The organism is Sphaerisporangium sp. NPDC051011, from assembly GCF_040653595.1.
In the GTDB taxonomy this organism is placed as follows: domain Bacteria; phylum Actinomycetota; class Actinomycetes; order Streptosporangiales; family Streptosporangiaceae; genus Sphaerisporangium.
Genome location: NZ_JBFAGG010000001.1, coordinates 215,827 through 232,374, shown reverse-complemented (window position 1 = coordinate 232,374; position 16,548 = coordinate 215,827). Strand labels below are relative to the sequence as shown.

General features: G+C 70.2%; 12 protein-coding genes. 6 read left to right on the top strand and 6 right to left on the bottom strand.

The window, feature by feature from the left end; translation table 11 throughout:
* Positions 1–141 precede the first annotated feature (141 nt).
* The gene (rffA, locus tag AB0H21_RS01030) at positions 142–1,281 is read left to right on the top strand and encodes a dTDP-4-amino-4,6-dideoxygalactose transaminase (RefSeq protein ID WP_358511330.1); all 1,140 of its coding nucleotides are present in this window, start codon (positions 142–144) and stop codon (positions 1,279–1,281) included.
* The gene (locus AB0H21_RS01025; protein WP_358509648.1) at positions 1,281–2,057 is read left to right on the top strand and encodes a GNAT family N-acetyltransferase; all 777 of its coding nucleotides are present in this window, start codon (positions 1,281–1,283) and stop codon (positions 2,055–2,057) included. The genes rffA and AB0H21_RS01025 overlap by 1 nt, the downstream gene beginning before the upstream one ends.
* Here the strand turns inward: AB0H21_RS01025 and AB0H21_RS01020 are convergent.
* The gene (locus AB0H21_RS01020) at positions 2,014–3,021 is read right to left on the bottom strand and encodes a glycosyltransferase family 2 protein (protein WP_358509645.1); all 1,008 of its coding nucleotides are present in this window, start codon (positions 3,019–3,021) and stop codon (positions 2,014–2,016) included. The two genes, AB0H21_RS01025 and AB0H21_RS01020, sit on opposite strands and share 44 nt — an antisense overlap.
* A 90-nt stretch (positions 3,022–3,111) precedes the next feature.
* Between AB0H21_RS01020 and AB0H21_RS01015 the strand changes: the two genes are divergently transcribed.
* Positions 3,112–3,576: a GtrA family protein gene (locus AB0H21_RS01015; protein WP_358509642.1), complete on the top strand. Its 465-nt coding sequence runs from the start codon at positions 3,112–3,114 to the stop codon at positions 3,574–3,576.
* A gap of 19 nt (positions 3,577–3,595) precedes the next feature.
* Positions 3,596–4,663, top strand: coding sequence for a glucose-1-phosphate thymidylyltransferase (locus AB0H21_RS01010; protein ID WP_358509639.1), 1,068 nt, complete (start codon positions 3,596–3,598; stop codon positions 4,661–4,663).
* Between the two features lie 118 nt (positions 4,664–4,781).
* On the opposite strand, the gene AB0H21_RS01005 is transcribed toward AB0H21_RS01010, so the two are convergent.
* The gene (locus tag AB0H21_RS01005; RefSeq protein ID WP_358509636.1) at positions 4,782–6,326 is read right to left on the bottom strand and encodes a DUF4082 domain-containing protein; all 1,545 of its coding nucleotides are present in this window, start codon (positions 6,324–6,326) and stop codon (positions 4,782–4,784) included.
* 366 nt (positions 6,327–6,692) lie between these two features.
* Here AB0H21_RS01005 and AB0H21_RS01000 point away from each other — a divergent pair, with 366 nt between their 5' ends.
* On the top strand, positions 6,693–9,593 hold the full coding sequence (locus AB0H21_RS01000; protein ID WP_358509633.1) for a DUF4082 domain-containing protein: 2,901 nt from the start codon (positions 6,693–6,695) through the stop codon (positions 9,591–9,593).
* Between the two features lie 178 nt (positions 9,594–9,771).
* Complete coding sequence (gene rfbB, locus AB0H21_RS00995; RefSeq protein WP_358509630.1) at positions 9,772–10,758, top strand: dTDP-glucose 4,6-dehydratase; 987 nt, start codon at positions 9,772–9,774, stop codon at positions 10,756–10,758.
* Between the two features lie 6 nt (positions 10,759–10,764).
* Here rfbB and AB0H21_RS00990 read toward each other — a convergent pair whose 3' ends face one another.
* From AB0H21_RS00990 to AB0H21_RS00975, 4 genes are all read right to left on the bottom strand, one after another.
* A complete protein-coding gene (locus AB0H21_RS00990; RefSeq protein WP_358509627.1) occupies positions 10,765–13,149 on the bottom strand; it encodes a hypothetical protein in 2,385 nt (794 codons plus the stop codon).
* Positions 13,150–13,255: 106 nt separating this feature from the next.
* The gene (locus AB0H21_RS00985) at positions 13,256–14,515 is read right to left on the bottom strand and encodes a nucleotide sugar dehydrogenase (protein ID WP_358509624.1); all 1,260 of its coding nucleotides are present in this window, start codon (positions 14,513–14,515) and stop codon (positions 13,256–13,258) included.
* A gap of 211 nt (positions 14,516–14,726) precedes the next feature.
* A complete protein-coding gene (locus AB0H21_RS00980; protein ID WP_358509621.1) occupies positions 14,727–15,476 on the bottom strand; it encodes an SDR family oxidoreductase in 750 nt (249 codons plus the stop codon).
* A gap of 56 nt (positions 15,477–15,532) precedes the next feature.
* Complete coding sequence (locus AB0H21_RS00975) at positions 15,533–16,510, bottom strand: pirin family protein (protein ID WP_358509618.1); 978 nt, start codon at positions 16,508–16,510, stop codon at positions 15,533–15,535.
* Positions 16,511–16,548 lie beyond the last annotated feature (38 nt).

The following is a 16,548-nucleotide window of genomic DNA, read 5'->3' as shown; positions in this document are numbered from 1 at the left end:
CCCGTTCGCGGTCACTTGGCCGGCGGACACCGCGTGGAAGGGCCGGTGACTGCTTGAGCAAGAACTTGTCAAAGCGCGGTCATTCGGCGGTGCGACTCCGGCCCGCCTCGGTGTTCATTGTTTTTCGTGAGCACAACAGATATGACGGCGATCCCGTACCACCGGACATTCGTCGCGGAAAACCAGCTCGGCTATGTTACGGAGGCCATGCACGGAAAATTGTCCTCCGGATACGGGCCGTTCGGAGAGAGGGCCGCCCGGCTGCTGCGGGAGATCACGGGAGCCGGGCACGTGGTCCTCACCACCTCCGCGACCACGGCCCTGGACCTGTCGACGCTCCTGCTCGGCCTGGACCCGGGCGACGAGGTGATCGTCCCGTCGTACACCTTCGTGTCCACGGCGAGCGTGTGGGTGCTGCGCGGCGCGGTCCCGGTGTTCGTGGACTGCCGTCCCGACACCCTCAACATCGACGAGGAGCGGATCGAGGCCGCGATCACCGGGCGGACCCGCGCCATCGTGGTCACGCACTATGCCGGCGTCGGCTGTGAGATGGACCGGATCACCAAGCTCGCGGAGCGCCACGGCCTGGCGCTGGTCGAGGACAACGCGCACGGACTGGGTGGGTCCTACCGGGATCGGCCGCTCGGCACCTTCGGAAGCCTCGGCGCGCTCAGCTTCCACGTGACGAAGAACGTGCAGTGCGGCGAGGGAGGCGCGCTGCTGGTCGCCGACGACGACCTCGCCTGGCGCGCCGAGATCATCCGGGAGAAGGGCACCAACCGGCGGGAGTTCTTCCGCGGCCAGGTGGACAAGTACCGATGGGTCGATGTGGGCTCCAACTTCATGCCGGCCGAGCCGCTCGCGGCACAGCTGGTGGCACAGCTGGAGTCGTTCGGCGAGATCCAGCGGCGGCGGCAGGACGTGTGGCGGGCCTACCACGAGAGCCTGGCGGCGTGGGCTCACGACAACGGGGTCGCGCGCCCGGTGGTCCCGCCGGAATGCGCCCACCCGGCGCACATCTACTATCTACTGCTTCCGGACATGGCCAACCGTCAGGCGCTGATCAGCCACCTCGCCGGGCACGGCGTACAGGCGGTCTTCCACTATTTCCCGCTGCACAACTCGCCGGCCGGGGAGAGGTACGGGCGGACGGCCCCGGGCGGCTGCCCGGTCGCGGAGAGCGTCGCCGACCGGCAGGTCCGGCTCCCGCTGTACCCCGGCCTGGAGGAACGGGAACTGCGGCGCGTGATCGACGCGGTGACCTCCTACCGGGTCTCCTGATGGGCCCGCGGGAGGTACTGGCGGTGCGGACGCTGGCGTCCCCGCTCGAATCCGCGCGCTTCGGACGGCCGGTCGAGCGGCTGACGGTGCGCGGCGAGAGCGACCCGTCGTTCGCGCCGGTGCGCGCGGCGATCCTGGAGTCGGCAGCCGATGTGATCGTCCTTCGGTACCCGGCGGAGCGGATCGACTGGTTCGCGAAGCTGCTCACCACCGGCCGCACCGTTCTGCTGGCGGACTCCCTGGTCTACTGGCGTCTCGCCGTGGGACGGGGGCGAGGGGCGCCGCAGGCGCCGGGCCTGTGGACGGGGGAGCTTCGCGACCCGGAGGCGGCGGGCGCGCTGGTCGGCGAGATCTTCGCCGGGTACCGCAATCACTACGGGGCCGATCCGCTCTTCGAGGCGTATGACCTGCGCGAGTGCTACGCGGACTGGACCCGGGGGCCGGTCGCCGCGGGGGACTGCCTCGCCCTGTACGGCCCGGGGCCGGGGGAAGGGGAGTCCCGCGTGATCGGGCTGGCGACCGTGGCGGACGACGGGCCGGCGACGGAGATCCTCCTGGCCGGCGTGGTGCCGGGGGAGCGAGGACGCAACCGGTACGCGCACCTCCTCGCGGCCGTGGAGGAGCGGGCGAGTGCCCGCGGCGGTACCGAGGTGGTCATCTCCACCCAGGGCCACAACACCGGTGTGCAGCGTGCCTGGGCCAGGTACGGATTCAAGCCGGTACGAACCCTGCTCACCGTTCATCTGGTGCGGAAGGGGCTGATCCCGTCCTCGTGAGCCCGATGGGGCCCGCCGGCGACGGGACGCTCGCCGCCGCGCCGGAGCCGATCCGCTCGCGGACCACGTACGTCGGCCGTCCCATCCCGCTCGTGTGGATGCGGCCGACGTACTCCCCGAGGATGCCGATGGACATGAGCTGTGCCGAGGAGAACAGCGTGATCATCGAGCAGATGCTGGTGAACCCGGCCACCGTGGTGGCGCCCACGGCGAAGCTCCACAGGACGGTGGCTCCGAGGACCAGTCCGACGACCCCGACCAGGAAGCCGAGGTAACTGGCCACGCGGAGCGGCAGGGAGCTGTAACCGAAGAGCATGTTGGAGGCGTGCCGGCACAGCATGCGGAGGGTGTAGTTGGAGGGCCCGTGGTCGCGCCGGTCCATGCGCACCTTGACCGACCCGACCCGGGTCGTGGCCCAGGAGAGCACGAGGTCGATCGAGGCGTACGGTCCGGTGAGCCCCTCGAATCCCTGGCGCAGGTGCGTGCGGAAGGCACGGAAGGCGCTGATCATGCGCGCGGTGCGGACGTCGAGCACGCCCGCCATGGCGGCCTTGACCGACCGGGACGCGAGGCTGCGCAGCGGCCCGTGCTCCTCCTCGTGCGGCACGCCGTAGACGAGGTCGAGGCGGTCGCCGTGGAGGGCGGCCAGCAGGAGCGGAATCTGCTCGGGCGGATGCTGCAGGTCGTCGTCCAGCGTCACGATGACCTCCAGCCGTGCCTCTCTCACCCCGGCGAGCAGCGCGTTGTGCTGGCCGTAGTTGCGGGACAGGTGAAGGGCGCGCACGGGCCCGAACCGGTCGGCGAGCCTCGCCGCGACGTCCCAGGTGTCGTCCGGGCTTCCGTCCACCACCAGGATCACCTCGTACGGCACGGACATGCCGTCCAGCACGATCATGAGCCTGTCGAGGAGTTTCGGCAGCGTGCGCGCGGAGCGATAACACGGAACGACCACCGACACTGACATTGAATTCCCCCGTTGTTCGGCGTTCACGATGCGCATAACGATTACGATGTTGGGGACGCGACCGTCCATCATCGGTTCGGGGGAATCCGAATGGTCGAAACCAGACAGCGGATCGGCCTCGACCGGGGTGCCGTTCCCAAAATAGCCGGGCTCGTCCGTATGCCCGGCGGCCACCTCATCACATACCTCGCGGGGGGTGCTCTCACGGCTCTGCTCTACTACGTAATCTTGGTCGCCGGATTGCGACTTCTTGGTCGCGCCGTTCCCTATCTGTACGTGGTGGTGGCAAGCCATTTCCTGACCGTGGTGATGGTATATCCGTGGTACCGGCTGGTAGTCTTTCCCGGCGGAAAGGAATCCTGGATCGCCGGTTATGTCCGCTTCTATGCGGTGGGCATCGGATTCCTGGCGTGGTCCCTCGCGGGGCTTCCTGTTCTCGTGGAATGGGCCGGTTTGCCGATACTGGCGGCGCAGTTCATCCTGATGGTGACGAGCCTGCCGCTGAATTATGCGATGAATCGCCTGTGGGCGTTTCGTGACCGCGGGCGGTCGTGACTTAAGGATTCGATGAGCGATGAAGGCACTCGTACTCGCCGGAGGCAAGGGGACGCGGCTGCGGCCGCTCACCCACACCTCGGCCAAGCAACTGGTCCCGGTCGCCAACAAGCCGGTGCTGTTCTACGGGCTGGAGGCCATCCGTGACGCCGGCATCACCGATGTCGGCATCATCGTCGGAACCACCGGTGACGAGGTGAGGGCGGCCGTGGGGGACGGGTCGGATTTCGGCCTCGCGGTCACCTACATCCCCCAGGACGCGCCCCACGGCCTGGCGCACTGCGTCCTGATCGCCAGGGAGTTCCTGGCCGACGACCCCTTCGTGATGTATCTCGGGGACAACTTCCTGGTGGGAGGGATCACCGGACTGGTCGACGCGTTCGGGCGGGGCGGCTACGACGCGCAGATCCTTCTGACGCCGGTGGCCGAGCCGCAGTACTACGGGGTCGCGGAACTCGGGCCGCAGGGAGAGATCCTGGCGTTGCAGGAGAAACCCGACCACCCGCGTAGCAACCTGGCGATCGTGGGCGTGTACACCTTCTCTCCCGCCGTTCACGACGCCGTGCGGGCGATCAAGCCGTCCGCGCGGGGCGAGCTGGAGATCACCGACGCGATCCAGTGGCTCGTGGACAACGGATACGGCGTCCACTCCCACCTGGTCAGCGGCTACTGGAAGGACACGGGCCGGCTGCAGGACATCCTGGAGTGCAACCGCATCGTCCTGGAGGCGGTCGAACCGGACATCGCCGGTACGATCGACGCGCTGAGCGAGACGTCGGGACGGGTGGTCGTGGAGCCCGGCGCGGTGGTGGAGAACTCCGTCCTGCGTGGGCCCCTCGTGATCGGAGCGGACACCAAGATCGTCTCATCGTACGTGGGGCCCTTCACGTCGATCGGCCGCGGCTGCGAGCTGCGCAACGCCGAGATCGAGTACTCGATCATCCTGGACGGCTCCTCCGTGGACGGCGTCTCGCGGATCGCGCACTCGCTGATCGGGCGCAACGTCCAGGTCAGCCGCGCGGCCGGTGTCGCCAACACCCACGAACTCATGGTCGGTGACCACAGCAGAATCCAGGTGAAGGTCTGAGATCCGGCCGGGATCGGGCGCGCCGGTCGGCCGGGGACCTCCCGGTCGGCCGGCGCGGGCCCGTCCGGCCGCGTTCGTGCGAAGGGGACCGGACGGGCTCATCCGTGTGCGCTCCGACTCACGTGGCGGCGGGCGTGAAGACCACGTCGACCCAGTAGTTCGACGACTGGAAGGTGCTGGTCGGGGAGGCGTTGGCCGTGCCGTAGACGTACACGCCGTTGCCGCCCTCCGCGCCGTCCGCGAGCGCGAGCAGCGGAGCGTTGTTGTACTGGAGGGTGAAGTACGGGCGGGTGACCGAGTAGTACCCCGAGGACGTCTGGACGCTGGCGACATAAGTGGTGTTCGCGCTGATCGCGACGGGCGCCGCGAAGTTCACCTGCTGCCAGCCGGAGGCCGTCTCGCCGCTGAACGTCGCGCTGGCCAGCTGCGTCCCATTGCTCGTCCACAGGCTCCCGACATGGGTTCCGGTGTTCTGCGCCCCCTTGTAGAAACGGATGCCGCTGACGTTCCCGCTCGTGGAGGCCCGGAACTTCACCCCGAGCGCGACCGCCTTGGGATCCTGATAGGACGCCACCGCCGGGGTCGCCGAGCTGTCCCACAGGCTCGCGGAGATGTTCTGGTTGAGGATGCCCGACTTGCTCGGCGCGAAGTGTACGAGCGCCTCGGCGGAGAAGACGTCGCCGCCCAGGTAGACGGCCTGGATCGGGTGGGTTCCCGCCGACAGGGAAGAGGTGCTGTAGGTGGCCATGCCGGAGGGGTCGAGGAAGCCGGAACCGAGGGTCGTCGTCCCTTCCTTGAACAGCACCTGGCCCTGGGGGGTCAGCGAGCCGCTGACCGCGCTCACCGTGGCGGTGAAGGTCACCACCTGGCCCCGCGCGGCGGGATTGGGCGACGACGTCAGCGCCGTCGTGGTCTGCGGGTCGTTCGGCAGGGCGATGCGGGTCGCCGGGCCGTTGGTGGTGCCGTCCAGGATGACGTTGGAGTTGAGGGTGAACAGCCGGCCGAAGACGGACGCGCCCGGGAACGCCCGCGCGGTGTTGGCAGCCATGACGGTGCCGCGGAAGGTGGAGTTGACGCCGAGGGTCGCCGAGTCGGTCGCCTGCCAGTAGACGTTCTTGGCCTGCGCGCCGTTGATGAGCGTGATGTTGCTCACCGTCGCCGTGGTGAGCGTGGTCGACCTGAAGATGAAGACCGAGTCCGGCTCGCCCTGGGCGTCGAGGGTGAGCGTCCCGGTGATGGTGAACGCGCCGCCGGTAGGCGTGTAGATGCCGGGCCCCTGGGTCGTCCCTCCTAGCTCGGCGGCCACCGTGGTGACCGGCGTCCGGCCGGCGATGTCGTTGTAGGCGGCCACCATGTCGGACTTGGCCGTGGCGGCGGTGGCGTCACCGGCGTGCGTCGTGCCGGTCACGGTTCCCGGCGGGAAACCGGTCACCGTGCCGCCCGGGCTCACGCCCAGGTCTCCGGTGACCGCGGTCAAGTTGTTGTTGTTGACCGCGGTGCCGGCGAGGACCGCGAACGTGGCGGCCGTGCCGAGGTTCACCGGCGCCCGCCGCGCCGCGTTCGCGGTGAGCGGTGTCGCGATGAGGACGGCCGTGAGCGCCGCCGTCAGCCAGGTACGACCGGTGTTCGGCCGCGGAACCCGAAAACGAGTTCTGTGTATCATGAATTGATCCTTTATCCCCAATGTGGAGTGATGCGGCTTATGAATAAGTAGCCGCCGTCACTGATTGTGATCACGTCCCCTGGAGGTGATATGCGGGGCACGCCCGGTGTTCCGGTAAAGGGCGGTGAATTTCTTTTGCGGTGAACTCCGGCGCCGCGGTCAAGGGGCGGAGTGGTACCGATAAACATCGGTTGACCTGCCTCGACACGGAAAATACGTCGACGTTCACCCGGGTGCGGGACCTTACGATCCTGCCCAAGCCCGAGCTTTCGTGTCCGTCCTTCATGCTCACGGGCTTCGCGTGGCCCGCGGGGGCGGCCACGGATCGTCGCAGGGGGAGCGCTCGTGGCGGATCATGCTGGTGGAATGTCAAGGCCTTGGCGCTGGACGCTTCGCGGGGCGCTGGCCGCCTTCCAGGCGGTCGTCCTCGCCACGTCGGGCCCGCTCGGAGCGGCATGGGCCGTGACGCCCGGCTCGCACGGCGGGCGCCCGGGCTCGGCGGCCGTCTGCCCGCCGACCTCGGTCATCTGCCTGGAGAACAGCCTGCCCGGCAACCCTCCCAGTCAGTGGGACATCGTCGGCGCGGGCGATCCCTCGATCCAGGGCTACGCCACCCAGATGAGCGTGAACCACGGCGAGACGGTGAACTTCAAGATCGCCACCACCTCGTCGGACTACCGCCTGGACATCTACCGCATCGGCTACTACGGCGGCATGGGCGCGCGGCAGATCGCGACGACCCTCCCGTCCGTCCCCCTGCCGCAGGCACAGCCGACCTGCGCGAGCGACGCGTCGACCGGGCTGGTCGACTGCGGCAACTGGGCGGTCTCGGCCTCGTGGGTGGTGCCGCCGACCGCCGTCTCCGGCGTCTACATAGCCAAACTGGTACGGCAGGACACCGGGGGGGCGAGCCAGATCATCTTCGTCGTGCGGGACGACGCGCGAGGGTCCACCCTGCTCATGCAGACCTCCGACGCCACCTGGCAGGCCTACAACACCTACGGCGGCAACAGCCTGTACGCCGGCCAGCCCGCCGGCCGCGCCTACAAGGTCAGCTACGACCGGCCGATCCTCACCCGCGACCCCAACGTCTCGCCGCAGAGCTTCTTCTACAACTCCGAGTACCCGATGGTCCGCTGGCTGGAGGCCAACGGCTACGACGTCAGCTACACCACCAGTATCGACACCGCCTCGCGCCCGGCCGAGCTGCTGGAGCACAAGACGTTCATGTCGGTGGGCCACGACGAGTACTGGTCCAACGAGATGCGCACCAACGTGGAGAACGCCCGGAACAACGGGGTCAACCTCGCCTTCTTCTCCGGCAACGAGATCTTCTGGAAGACGCGGTGGGAGCCCAGCATCGACGGGACGTCGACACCGTTCCGCACGATGGTCTGCTACAAGGAGACGCTGGCCAACGCCAAGATCGATCCCAGCCCGCAGTGGACCGGCACCTGGCGCGACCCCCGCTTCTCCCCGCCGTCGGACGGCGGCCGGCCGGAGAACGCCCTGACCGGCACCCTCTTCATGGTCAACGGCATCGCCAACGACGCGACCACCGTCCCGGCTGATTTCGCGAGCCTGCGGGAGTGGAAGAACACCAGCGTCGCCAACCTGCAACCCGGGCAGATGGTCACGTTCCCCGCGGGCGTGCTCGGCTACGAATGGGACGAGGCGCCGGACAACGCCACCCGGCCGCCCGGGCTGGTGAACATGTCCAAGACCACGATCGCCCTGACGGAGAGGTATCTGCTGAACTTCGGCAGCGTCTACGGCGCCGGGGTGGCGACCAACAAACTCACCCTCTACAAGCACAGCAGCGGCGCGCTCGTGCTGGGCACCGGCACCACCCAGTGGTCCTGGGGCCTGGACGCCGTCCACGACCGGCCGGGCACCCCCACGAACATCGATATGCAGCAGTTCACGGTCAACATCCTGGCGGACATGGGGGCGCAGCCCGCGAGCATCCAGCCCGGCCTGGTCATCGCCACGCCCTCGACGGACACCTCGCCTCCCGTGGCGACGATCACGAGCCCGGCGAGCGGCACGTCCCTGCTGAGCGGCGTGTCCACCGTCATCCAGGGAACGGCCACCGACACCGGGGGCGGCGTCGTGGCGGCCATGGAGGTGTCGCTGGACGGCGGCGCGACCTGGCGGCAGGCGATCGGGCGCGACACCTGGCAGTTCACCTGGACGCCCACCGTGGCCGGACCGGCGACGATCATGGCGCGGGCGATCGACGACAGCGGGAACATCCAGCCGACGCCGGCCTCGGTGAACGTGAACGTGCTCTTCACCAACTCCATCTGGTCGCCGAGCACGGTGCCCGCCATCGCGGCGCAGAACGACCCGAATTCGGTTGAGATCGGGGTGAAGTTCCGCACCTCGACTGCGGGCACGATCAACGGTCTCCGGTTCTACAAGGGCGCGGGGAACATCGGCACGCACGTGGGCAACCTGTGGAGTTCGACCGGGCAGCTCCTCGCGCGGGCGACGTTCACCAACGAGACGGACACCGGGTGGCAGTCGGTGGCCTTCTCCACTCCCGTGCAGGTGACCCCCAACACCACCTATGTGGCGTCGTACTTCGCCCCGCAGGGCATGTACTCCAAGAACACGCCGTACTTCACCCAGGCGGTGGTGAACGGGCCGCTCACCGCCCTCGCGGACGGCACGGACGGCGGCAACGGGGTGTACACGTACGCGGCGAGCACGACCTTCCCGACGAGCACCTACCAGTCGACCAACTACTGGACGGACGTCATCTTCGTGCAGCCCGTGACCAGCAGCCTGTGGAACGACTCGACGGTCCCGGCGAACCCGTCCTGGCCCGACCCCAAGTCGGTGGTACTCGGGGTGAAGTTCAACTCGTCCATCAACGGCGTGATCAAAGGCATCCGGTTCTACAAGGGCGCGGGGAACACCGGGACGCACATCGGGAGCCTGTGGAGCAACACGGGTCAACTGCTCGCCAGCGCCACCTTCACCAACGAGACATCGTCCGGCTGGCAGCAGGTGACCTTCGCGAACCCCGTCCCGATCACCGCCGGCACGACCTACGTCGCCTCCTACCTCGCGCCGTCGGGGAACTACGCGACGAACCGGCCGTTCTTCACCACGTCGTACGTGAACCCCCCGCTGACCGCCCTCGCCAGCGGCACGGACGGGCCGAACGGCGTCTACGCGTACAGCTCGACGAACGTGTTCCCCACCCAGACCTTCCAGATGACCAACTACTGGGTCGACGTGCTCTTCAGCACCAGCTGACGGTGCCCACCGCTGGGCCCACCCCTGGGCGCGGCAAGGTGTCGAACGCGTTTCGGCAAAGGCGCGAGAGGGCGCGGGCCCGCGGGTCCGCCCCGGCGTAGGTTGAGCCCGTCATGATCGGGACGGGCGTCCCGTCGCCGGCTCGGCGGAGGGACGCGGGCGAAATGAAGGTGAGCGTGTGAAGATCCTCGTCACCGGCGGGGCCGGGTTCATCGGCTCCCACTATGTGCGCGACCTGCTGACCGGCGCCTACCCCGGCTACGAGGACGCGCGGGTGACCGTCCTCGACAAGCTCACCTACGCGGGCAACCCGGCCAATCTCGCCCCCGTGTCCGCGAGCCCGCGCTTCACGTTCGTCCACGGCGACATCGCCGACCCGCGCGTCACCGCCGGGGTCGTCCCGGGGCACGACGTGGTGGTGAACTTCGCCGCCGAGACCCACGTCGACCGCTCGATCACCGGCGCGGCGGACTTCGTGGTGTCCAACGTGCTCGGCACCCAGACCCTGTTGCAGGCCGCGCTGGACGCCGGGGTGCGCACCGTCGTGCAGGTCTCCACCGACGAGGTGTACGGCTCGATCGCCGAGGGCGCGTGGGACGAGGACGAGCCGCTGCTGCCCAACTCGCCCTACTCCGCCGCCAAGGCGGGCGCCGACCTGCTGTGCCGCGCCTACCACCGCACCTACGGTCTGGACGTGCGGGTGACCCGCTGCTCCAACAACTACGGCCCCTACCAGTACCCCGAGAAGCTGATCCCGCTGGTCGTCACCAACCTCCTCGACGGCGACCGCGTGCCGCTGTACGGCGACGGCCTCAACGTCCGCGAGTGGCTGCACGTCGACGACCACTGCCGGGCGATCCAGCTCGTGCTGGAGAAGGGGTCGCCGGGCGAGGTGTACAACGTCGGGGGCGGCGTCGAGCTCACCAACCGCGAGCTGGTCGGCCGGCTGCTGGACGCCTGCGGCGCCGGCTGGGACATGGTGGACCACGTCGAGGACCGTCCCGGGCACGACCGGCGGTACGCCGTCGACAGCGGGAAGATCCGGTCCATCGGGTACGAGCCCCTGGCCGGGTTCGACCAGGGGCTCGCCGAGGTGGTGCGCTGGTACGGGGCCAACCAGGCGTGGTGGCGGCCGCTGAAGCGCCGCTCGGGAGGGCGTGCCTGACGGCCCTCAGCCCGGTATCCGGTAGACCGCGTAGTCGCCGTAGCGCACCTGGAGGGACGCGAAGCGCCCGACCTCCTCCGGACGGCCCAGGAGCCGCTCGTCGGCGACCAGCCAGCGCACGCCGTACCGCTCGCGCAGCGCCGCGACCGCCCGCGCCGAGGGCGCCTCGAAGACGGCGTCGCCGGCCCGCAGGCGCGCGGCGTCCCAGAAGGGCCGCTCGGTGAACGGCAGGTCGCGCCTTCCCCGGTCCAGGTTGGCGGCGGTGTAGGCCCAGCCCTCCACGAGCACGCGCCGCTCGGTCAGGGCCGAAACCCAGAAGTGGCGGCTGTCGCACGGCCGCTCGTACCCCCACCGGCAGTGCGCGTTCGTGGCGACCAGGTCGCCCGGCCCCGAATGCGCGCGCAGCCACCGCGCCGCCCGCAGCGCGCCGCGCGGGATCTGCTCGGGCGTGGGGTGGTCGGCCGCGTTCAGGTTGCTGTCCGCGCCGTGGCTCAGATGGGTCAGCACGCGCGCCTGCCAGGCGGCGGGCACGCCGGCCGCCGAGACGGCCACGACCAGCAGTGCCCAGGTGGCCGCGCGCCTCGGTTCCGTCAGGGACGCGGCCACCAGCGACGCGGCGCCGATCAGGATGAGCAGGACGGCGAACGGCAGGAACAGGCCGACGCTCCGCTCTCCGGGCGGCAGCGGGACCTGGACGCCGCACGCCACGCGGACCACGCCCGCCACGGCCGTCCCGGCGACCGCCGCGACGACGATCGCCCGGATGCCCGGCCGGCCTTGACGTACGGCGGTGACCAGGCCGTACGCGGCCAGAACAGCCAGGTACGGGTAGCACGACTGCAGGAAGTACCCCTGGTTGAGGTCGCCCGCGCTGCCGAGCAGCAGCATCAGCGCGGCCCCCGCCGCCGACAGGCCGAGCATCAGCGTCACGGCGGGGCGCAGGAGCAGCAGGGGCCGGGCGAGTAGCCCGAGCGCGCCGCACCACGTCACGCCCCAGCACATCACGTACACCAGGGCGAACCCCGCCACCAGCCCGGCGGTGGCCTGCCGTCCCGCCAGCTCCGCCCACGTCGCGCGGACCACCGACAGCGGGTCGATCGTCATCCCCCCCCGGGCCCCCGCGAACAGCACGACCTGCGCGAACGCCAGGGCGCCCGCCGTCATGCCGAGCGCCGTGAGCGCGGTGCGCGGCAGACGGCGCGACCGCACCCCCTCGGCGGCCGTCACCACCGCCAGGGCCGACGCCAGCAGGGGAAGGTACGGAGCCTTGGCCCCCGCGACGGACACCAGCAGCACGGCGAGCAGCGCCCACCGGGCACGGCCCCCTCCCGGACGGGCGAGCAGGTCGGCGAGCAGCAGCATCACGGGCGCGAACAGCAGGGCGCCGAAGGTCTGCGTCGGGCTGTTCCAGGGCACGTGCAGCACGCCGGTCCAGCGCATCAGGCCGTTGGCGTTCACGTACAGGCTCGGCGCCGCCACCAGCAGCGTCCCGGCCACGGCCATCGCGCCCCCGGTCGCCGAGCCGATGACCCGGCGGCCCGTCATGCCGACGATGACCGCGAAGGCCACCAGCATGGGCAGCACCGACAGGCGCGTGACCAGCGTCAGCGGCTCCACCCCGGTGATCCAGCTCGACGCCGCCATGTGGGCGTAGGCGAACCAGTGGTAGTTCAGCGGCTCGCCGGCGACGATGGGGAGCTGTGGCGGCATGTGATGCTTCAGCTCACCGACCAGGGACAGATGGAACGGCAGGTCGACGTGGGACCAGCCCGCCTCCGGCCAGGTCGGCGCGGTGACCCGGAAGCAGATGAAGGCGCTCCATGCGGTCAGGTACACGACCGTCCCGGCCGCGAACCACCGCTGCCACGGTGCGGCGTCCCGGCGCGGGCACGCCCTCCAGAACCGGCGCAGCCGGGGGACCAGCAGGAACGCGGCGTACACCGCGACCGGCCACGCCAGGACGAGAAGGGGCGCGCCCAACGCCCGCGCGGGGACGTAGGCGAACACCTCGGCGGCGTAGCCGGTCGCGAGGCCGAGCGCGAGGTCCTCGGGCAGCGTGCGGCGTCCCCGGTACGCGGCCCGCACCAGCAGCGTCCCGGGCACCGCGACGCACACGGCCAGATAGACGCAGAAGAACGCCAGGTCCCGGGCCGAGACGCCGTAGTGGGCGAGGACCGCGAGGGGAAAGCCGCCCGCCACGACGCCGGGGACCCATCGGGAGGTCAGAAGGCGGCGCGCCGGACCTCCCAGGCGTCCTCGCCGGGAGAAAGGCGCGGCCGGAGGGCCCGATGGCGCGGGCCGCGGCGGCGCCACGGTGCTGGCCGGTGAGGGACCACCAGCCGGCGCGATCCGGCCGCGCGCGGTGGCGCCGGCCGGCGGATTCGTCGTCATGGGCGAAAGCTAGGGGTCCTGACCTGCCGGAACAGGCCCGGACGCCCTCAGGCGGCGATCTTCTTACCGGCCTTTTATCCCGCGCCGTACCCGCCCGCCCGCAGGATCACAGGCGCTCGACGTTGGGGCCCCTGCACCGGTTGCGCGTGTCGAAGACGTACGCGGCGGCCCGCTGCACCATCTCGTAGTCGAAGCGGTCGTGGTCGGTGAGGACGACCACCATGTCCGCCTGCGCCATCTCCCAGGCCGTCGCCTCGACCAGCGAGAGCCCGCCGGGCAGCGGATGGGCGTCCACGTGCGGGTCGGCGGCCTTGACCTCCGCGCCGAGCTTGATCAGCGCCTTGACCACCTCGATCGCCGGGGACTCCCTGATGTCGCCGGTGTTCTTCTTGTAGGCCAGGCCGAGGGCGAGGATCTTGCTGCGCAGCATCGGCTTGCCCTGCCGGTTCAGCGAGAGCGAGAGCCGGTGCACCACGTAGTCCGGCATGTGGTCGTTGATGTCGTTGGCCAGCTCGACGAACCGGAAGTTGTGCCCCAGGCTCCGCTTGACCTTCCACGACAGGTACGACGGGTCGATCGGCAGGCAGTGCCCGCCCACGCCCGGCCCCGGCGTGAACCGCATGTAGCCGAACGGCTTGGTCGAGGCCGCGTCGATGGCCTCCCACACGTCGATGCCGAGCTGCTCGGCGAAGATGGACAGCTCGTTCACCAGCGCCACGTTGACGTGCCTGAAGGTGTTCTCCAGCAGCTTGCACAGCTCGGCCACCCGCGGGGAGGAGACCGGAACGGCGTGCTCCACGATGCGCTCGTAGAAGTCCTGCACCTTGCGCAGCGACGCCGGGTCGATGCCCGAGACGATCTTCGGGGTGTTCTCCAGGCGCCAGCGCGGGTTGCCCGGGTCGATGCGCTCGGGGCTGTACCCGAGCGAGAAGTCCTCGGGCGTGCGCAGCTCCGAACCCTCCTCCAGCACGCCGCGCAGGTGCTCCTCCGTCGTGCCCGGATACGTCGTCGACTCCAGGACGACCGTCGCCCCGGGCCGGACGAACGGCGCGATCGAGCGGCCGGCCTCGGTGATGTGCCGCAGGTCCGGGACGCCGTCGCGCAGCGGCGTCGGCACCGTGATCACGCAGACGTCGAAGTCCGCCGCCCGCGAGTAGTCGGTCGCGGCGAGGTACCGGCCGGAGCGGCGCGCCTCCGCCAGCACGTCGTCGCCGACGTCCTCGATGTAGGACTCGGCGGCGTTGAGCCGCTTCACCCTCCAGGCGTCGACGTCGAGCCCCACGACGTCGAACCCCGCCTCCACCGCGCGCATGGCGAGCGGCAGGCCGACGTACCCCTGTCCGATCACCACCAGTTTGTCGCCCATGTCAGGACCCCCCGTAGTTCGGCTACGTGGCCAGACTGTAGGCGTCCGCGCGCGCCGCGACGATCATTCGCCGCGTGCGCGCGTGTCGCCCGCGTGATGGGAGAACCCGTGATGACCTGCGGTGATGTCCGGACGGCGTGGCGGCGGCGCCTGGGCGGTGGTTGGCCGGCGCTTGGGTGGCGCTTTGTGCGGCGCTTCGGGCGGCGCGGCTTCAGCGGCCGATGAGCGAGGAGACGCGGTCGATCACGCCGAGCGGCACGTGCCGCGCGACCGCCGAGATCACCTTGTACCGCGCGTCGGGCACGCTGACCGTCACGCCGCGGGCGAAGTCGCGCATGGCGGCGTCCACCACGCGGTCGGCCGACAGCCACAGGAAGTCCGGGATGCCGGAGGTGTCGATCGACGCCCGCTCGTGGAACTCCGTCCGCACGAAGCCGGGGCACAGCGCCATGACGCGCACGCGCGGCTCCGGCACCTTGGCCGCCAGCCCCGCGCTGAAGTTCACCACCCACGCCTTGGACGCGCTGTAGGTGCTGTCCGCGATGAAGGCCGCCACCGAGGCGACGTTGATGACGCCGCCGCGGCCGCGCGCGCGGATGCCCGGCAGCGCGGCCAGCGTGAGCCGCAGCACCGCCTCGCAGTGCACGCGCAGCATCGTGACCTCCTCGGCCACCGGCACCTCGAGGGCCTCGCCGCTGTGCGCGAACCCGGCGTTGTTGACCAGCAGGTCGACGCCCTCGCCGAGCCGGTCCTCCACCGCCGCGACGCCCTTCTCGTCCGACAGGTCGGCGGCGAGCGCGTCGGCCCGCACGCCGTACCGGCGGTGCAGCGTGCGGGCCGTCGCGTCGAGGCGCTTGCCGTCTCGGGCCACCAGGACCAGCGAGAAGCCGTCGGCGGCGAGCCTGCGGGCGAAGGCGGCGCCGAGACCGGCGGTCGCGCCCGTGATGAGTGCGGTAGGCATGGGGGCAGACTAGCCGCTCCCGATTCCTGACGGGACTCGTCCGTATATGGTCCTGGCTAGCCCTGCAGTCCGCCTTCAGACATCCCGTGCACGGCCGGGATCGTGCCCAGTCGCCCCTTCTGGAAGTCCTCGAACGCCTGCTGAAGCTCTTTCTGGGTGTTCATGACGAACGGGCCGTAGTGCGCCATCGGCTCGCGGATGGGCTGCCCGCCGAGGAGGACCACCTCCAGGTTCGGAGTGCGGGCGTCCTGCTTCTCGTCCGCGCGGACGGTCAGCGCGGAGCCGGCGCCGAAGACAGCGGTCTGGCCCAGGTGGATCGGACGCCGCTCAGTGCCCACCGACCCGCGCCCGGCCAGCACGTACGCGAGGCCGTTGAAGTCCTCGCGCCACGGCAGGGTGATCTCCGCGCCCGGCGCCAGCGTCGCGTGGATCATCGTGATCGGCGTGTGCGTGATGCCGGGACCGGCGTGGCCGTCCAGCTCACCGGCGATGACGCGCAGCAGCGCCCCGCCGTCGGGGGAGGTCAGCAGCTGGACCTGGCCGCCGCGGATGTCCTGGTACCGCGGGGCCATCATCTTGTCCTTCGCCGGGAGGTTCACCCACAGCTGCAGACCGTGGAAGAGACCACCCGACATGACGAGGTGCTCCGGCGGCGCCTCAATGTGGAGCAGACCGGAGCCGGCCGTCATCCACTGGGTGTCGCCGTTGGTGATGGTGCCGCCGCCGCCGTTGGTGTCCTGGTGGTCGAAGATCCCGTCGATGATGTAGGTGACGGTCTCGAAGCCACGATGGGGATGCCACGGGGTCCCTTTCGGCTCCCCAGGCTGGTAGTCCACCTCACCCATCTGGTCCATCATGATGAACGGGTCCAGGTACCGATAGTTGATCCCCGCGAACGCCCGACGGACGGGGAAACCCTCACCTTCGAATCCGCTCGGCGCGGTCGTCACGGCCAGCACGGGACGCGCCACGGCATCCGCCGACGCGGCCACGCGCGGCAGGGTCAAGGGGTTGTCGACAGTTACGGCAGGCATGGTCCCTCCTTCGGGATGGCGGCGTGGGCCGCGAGGAT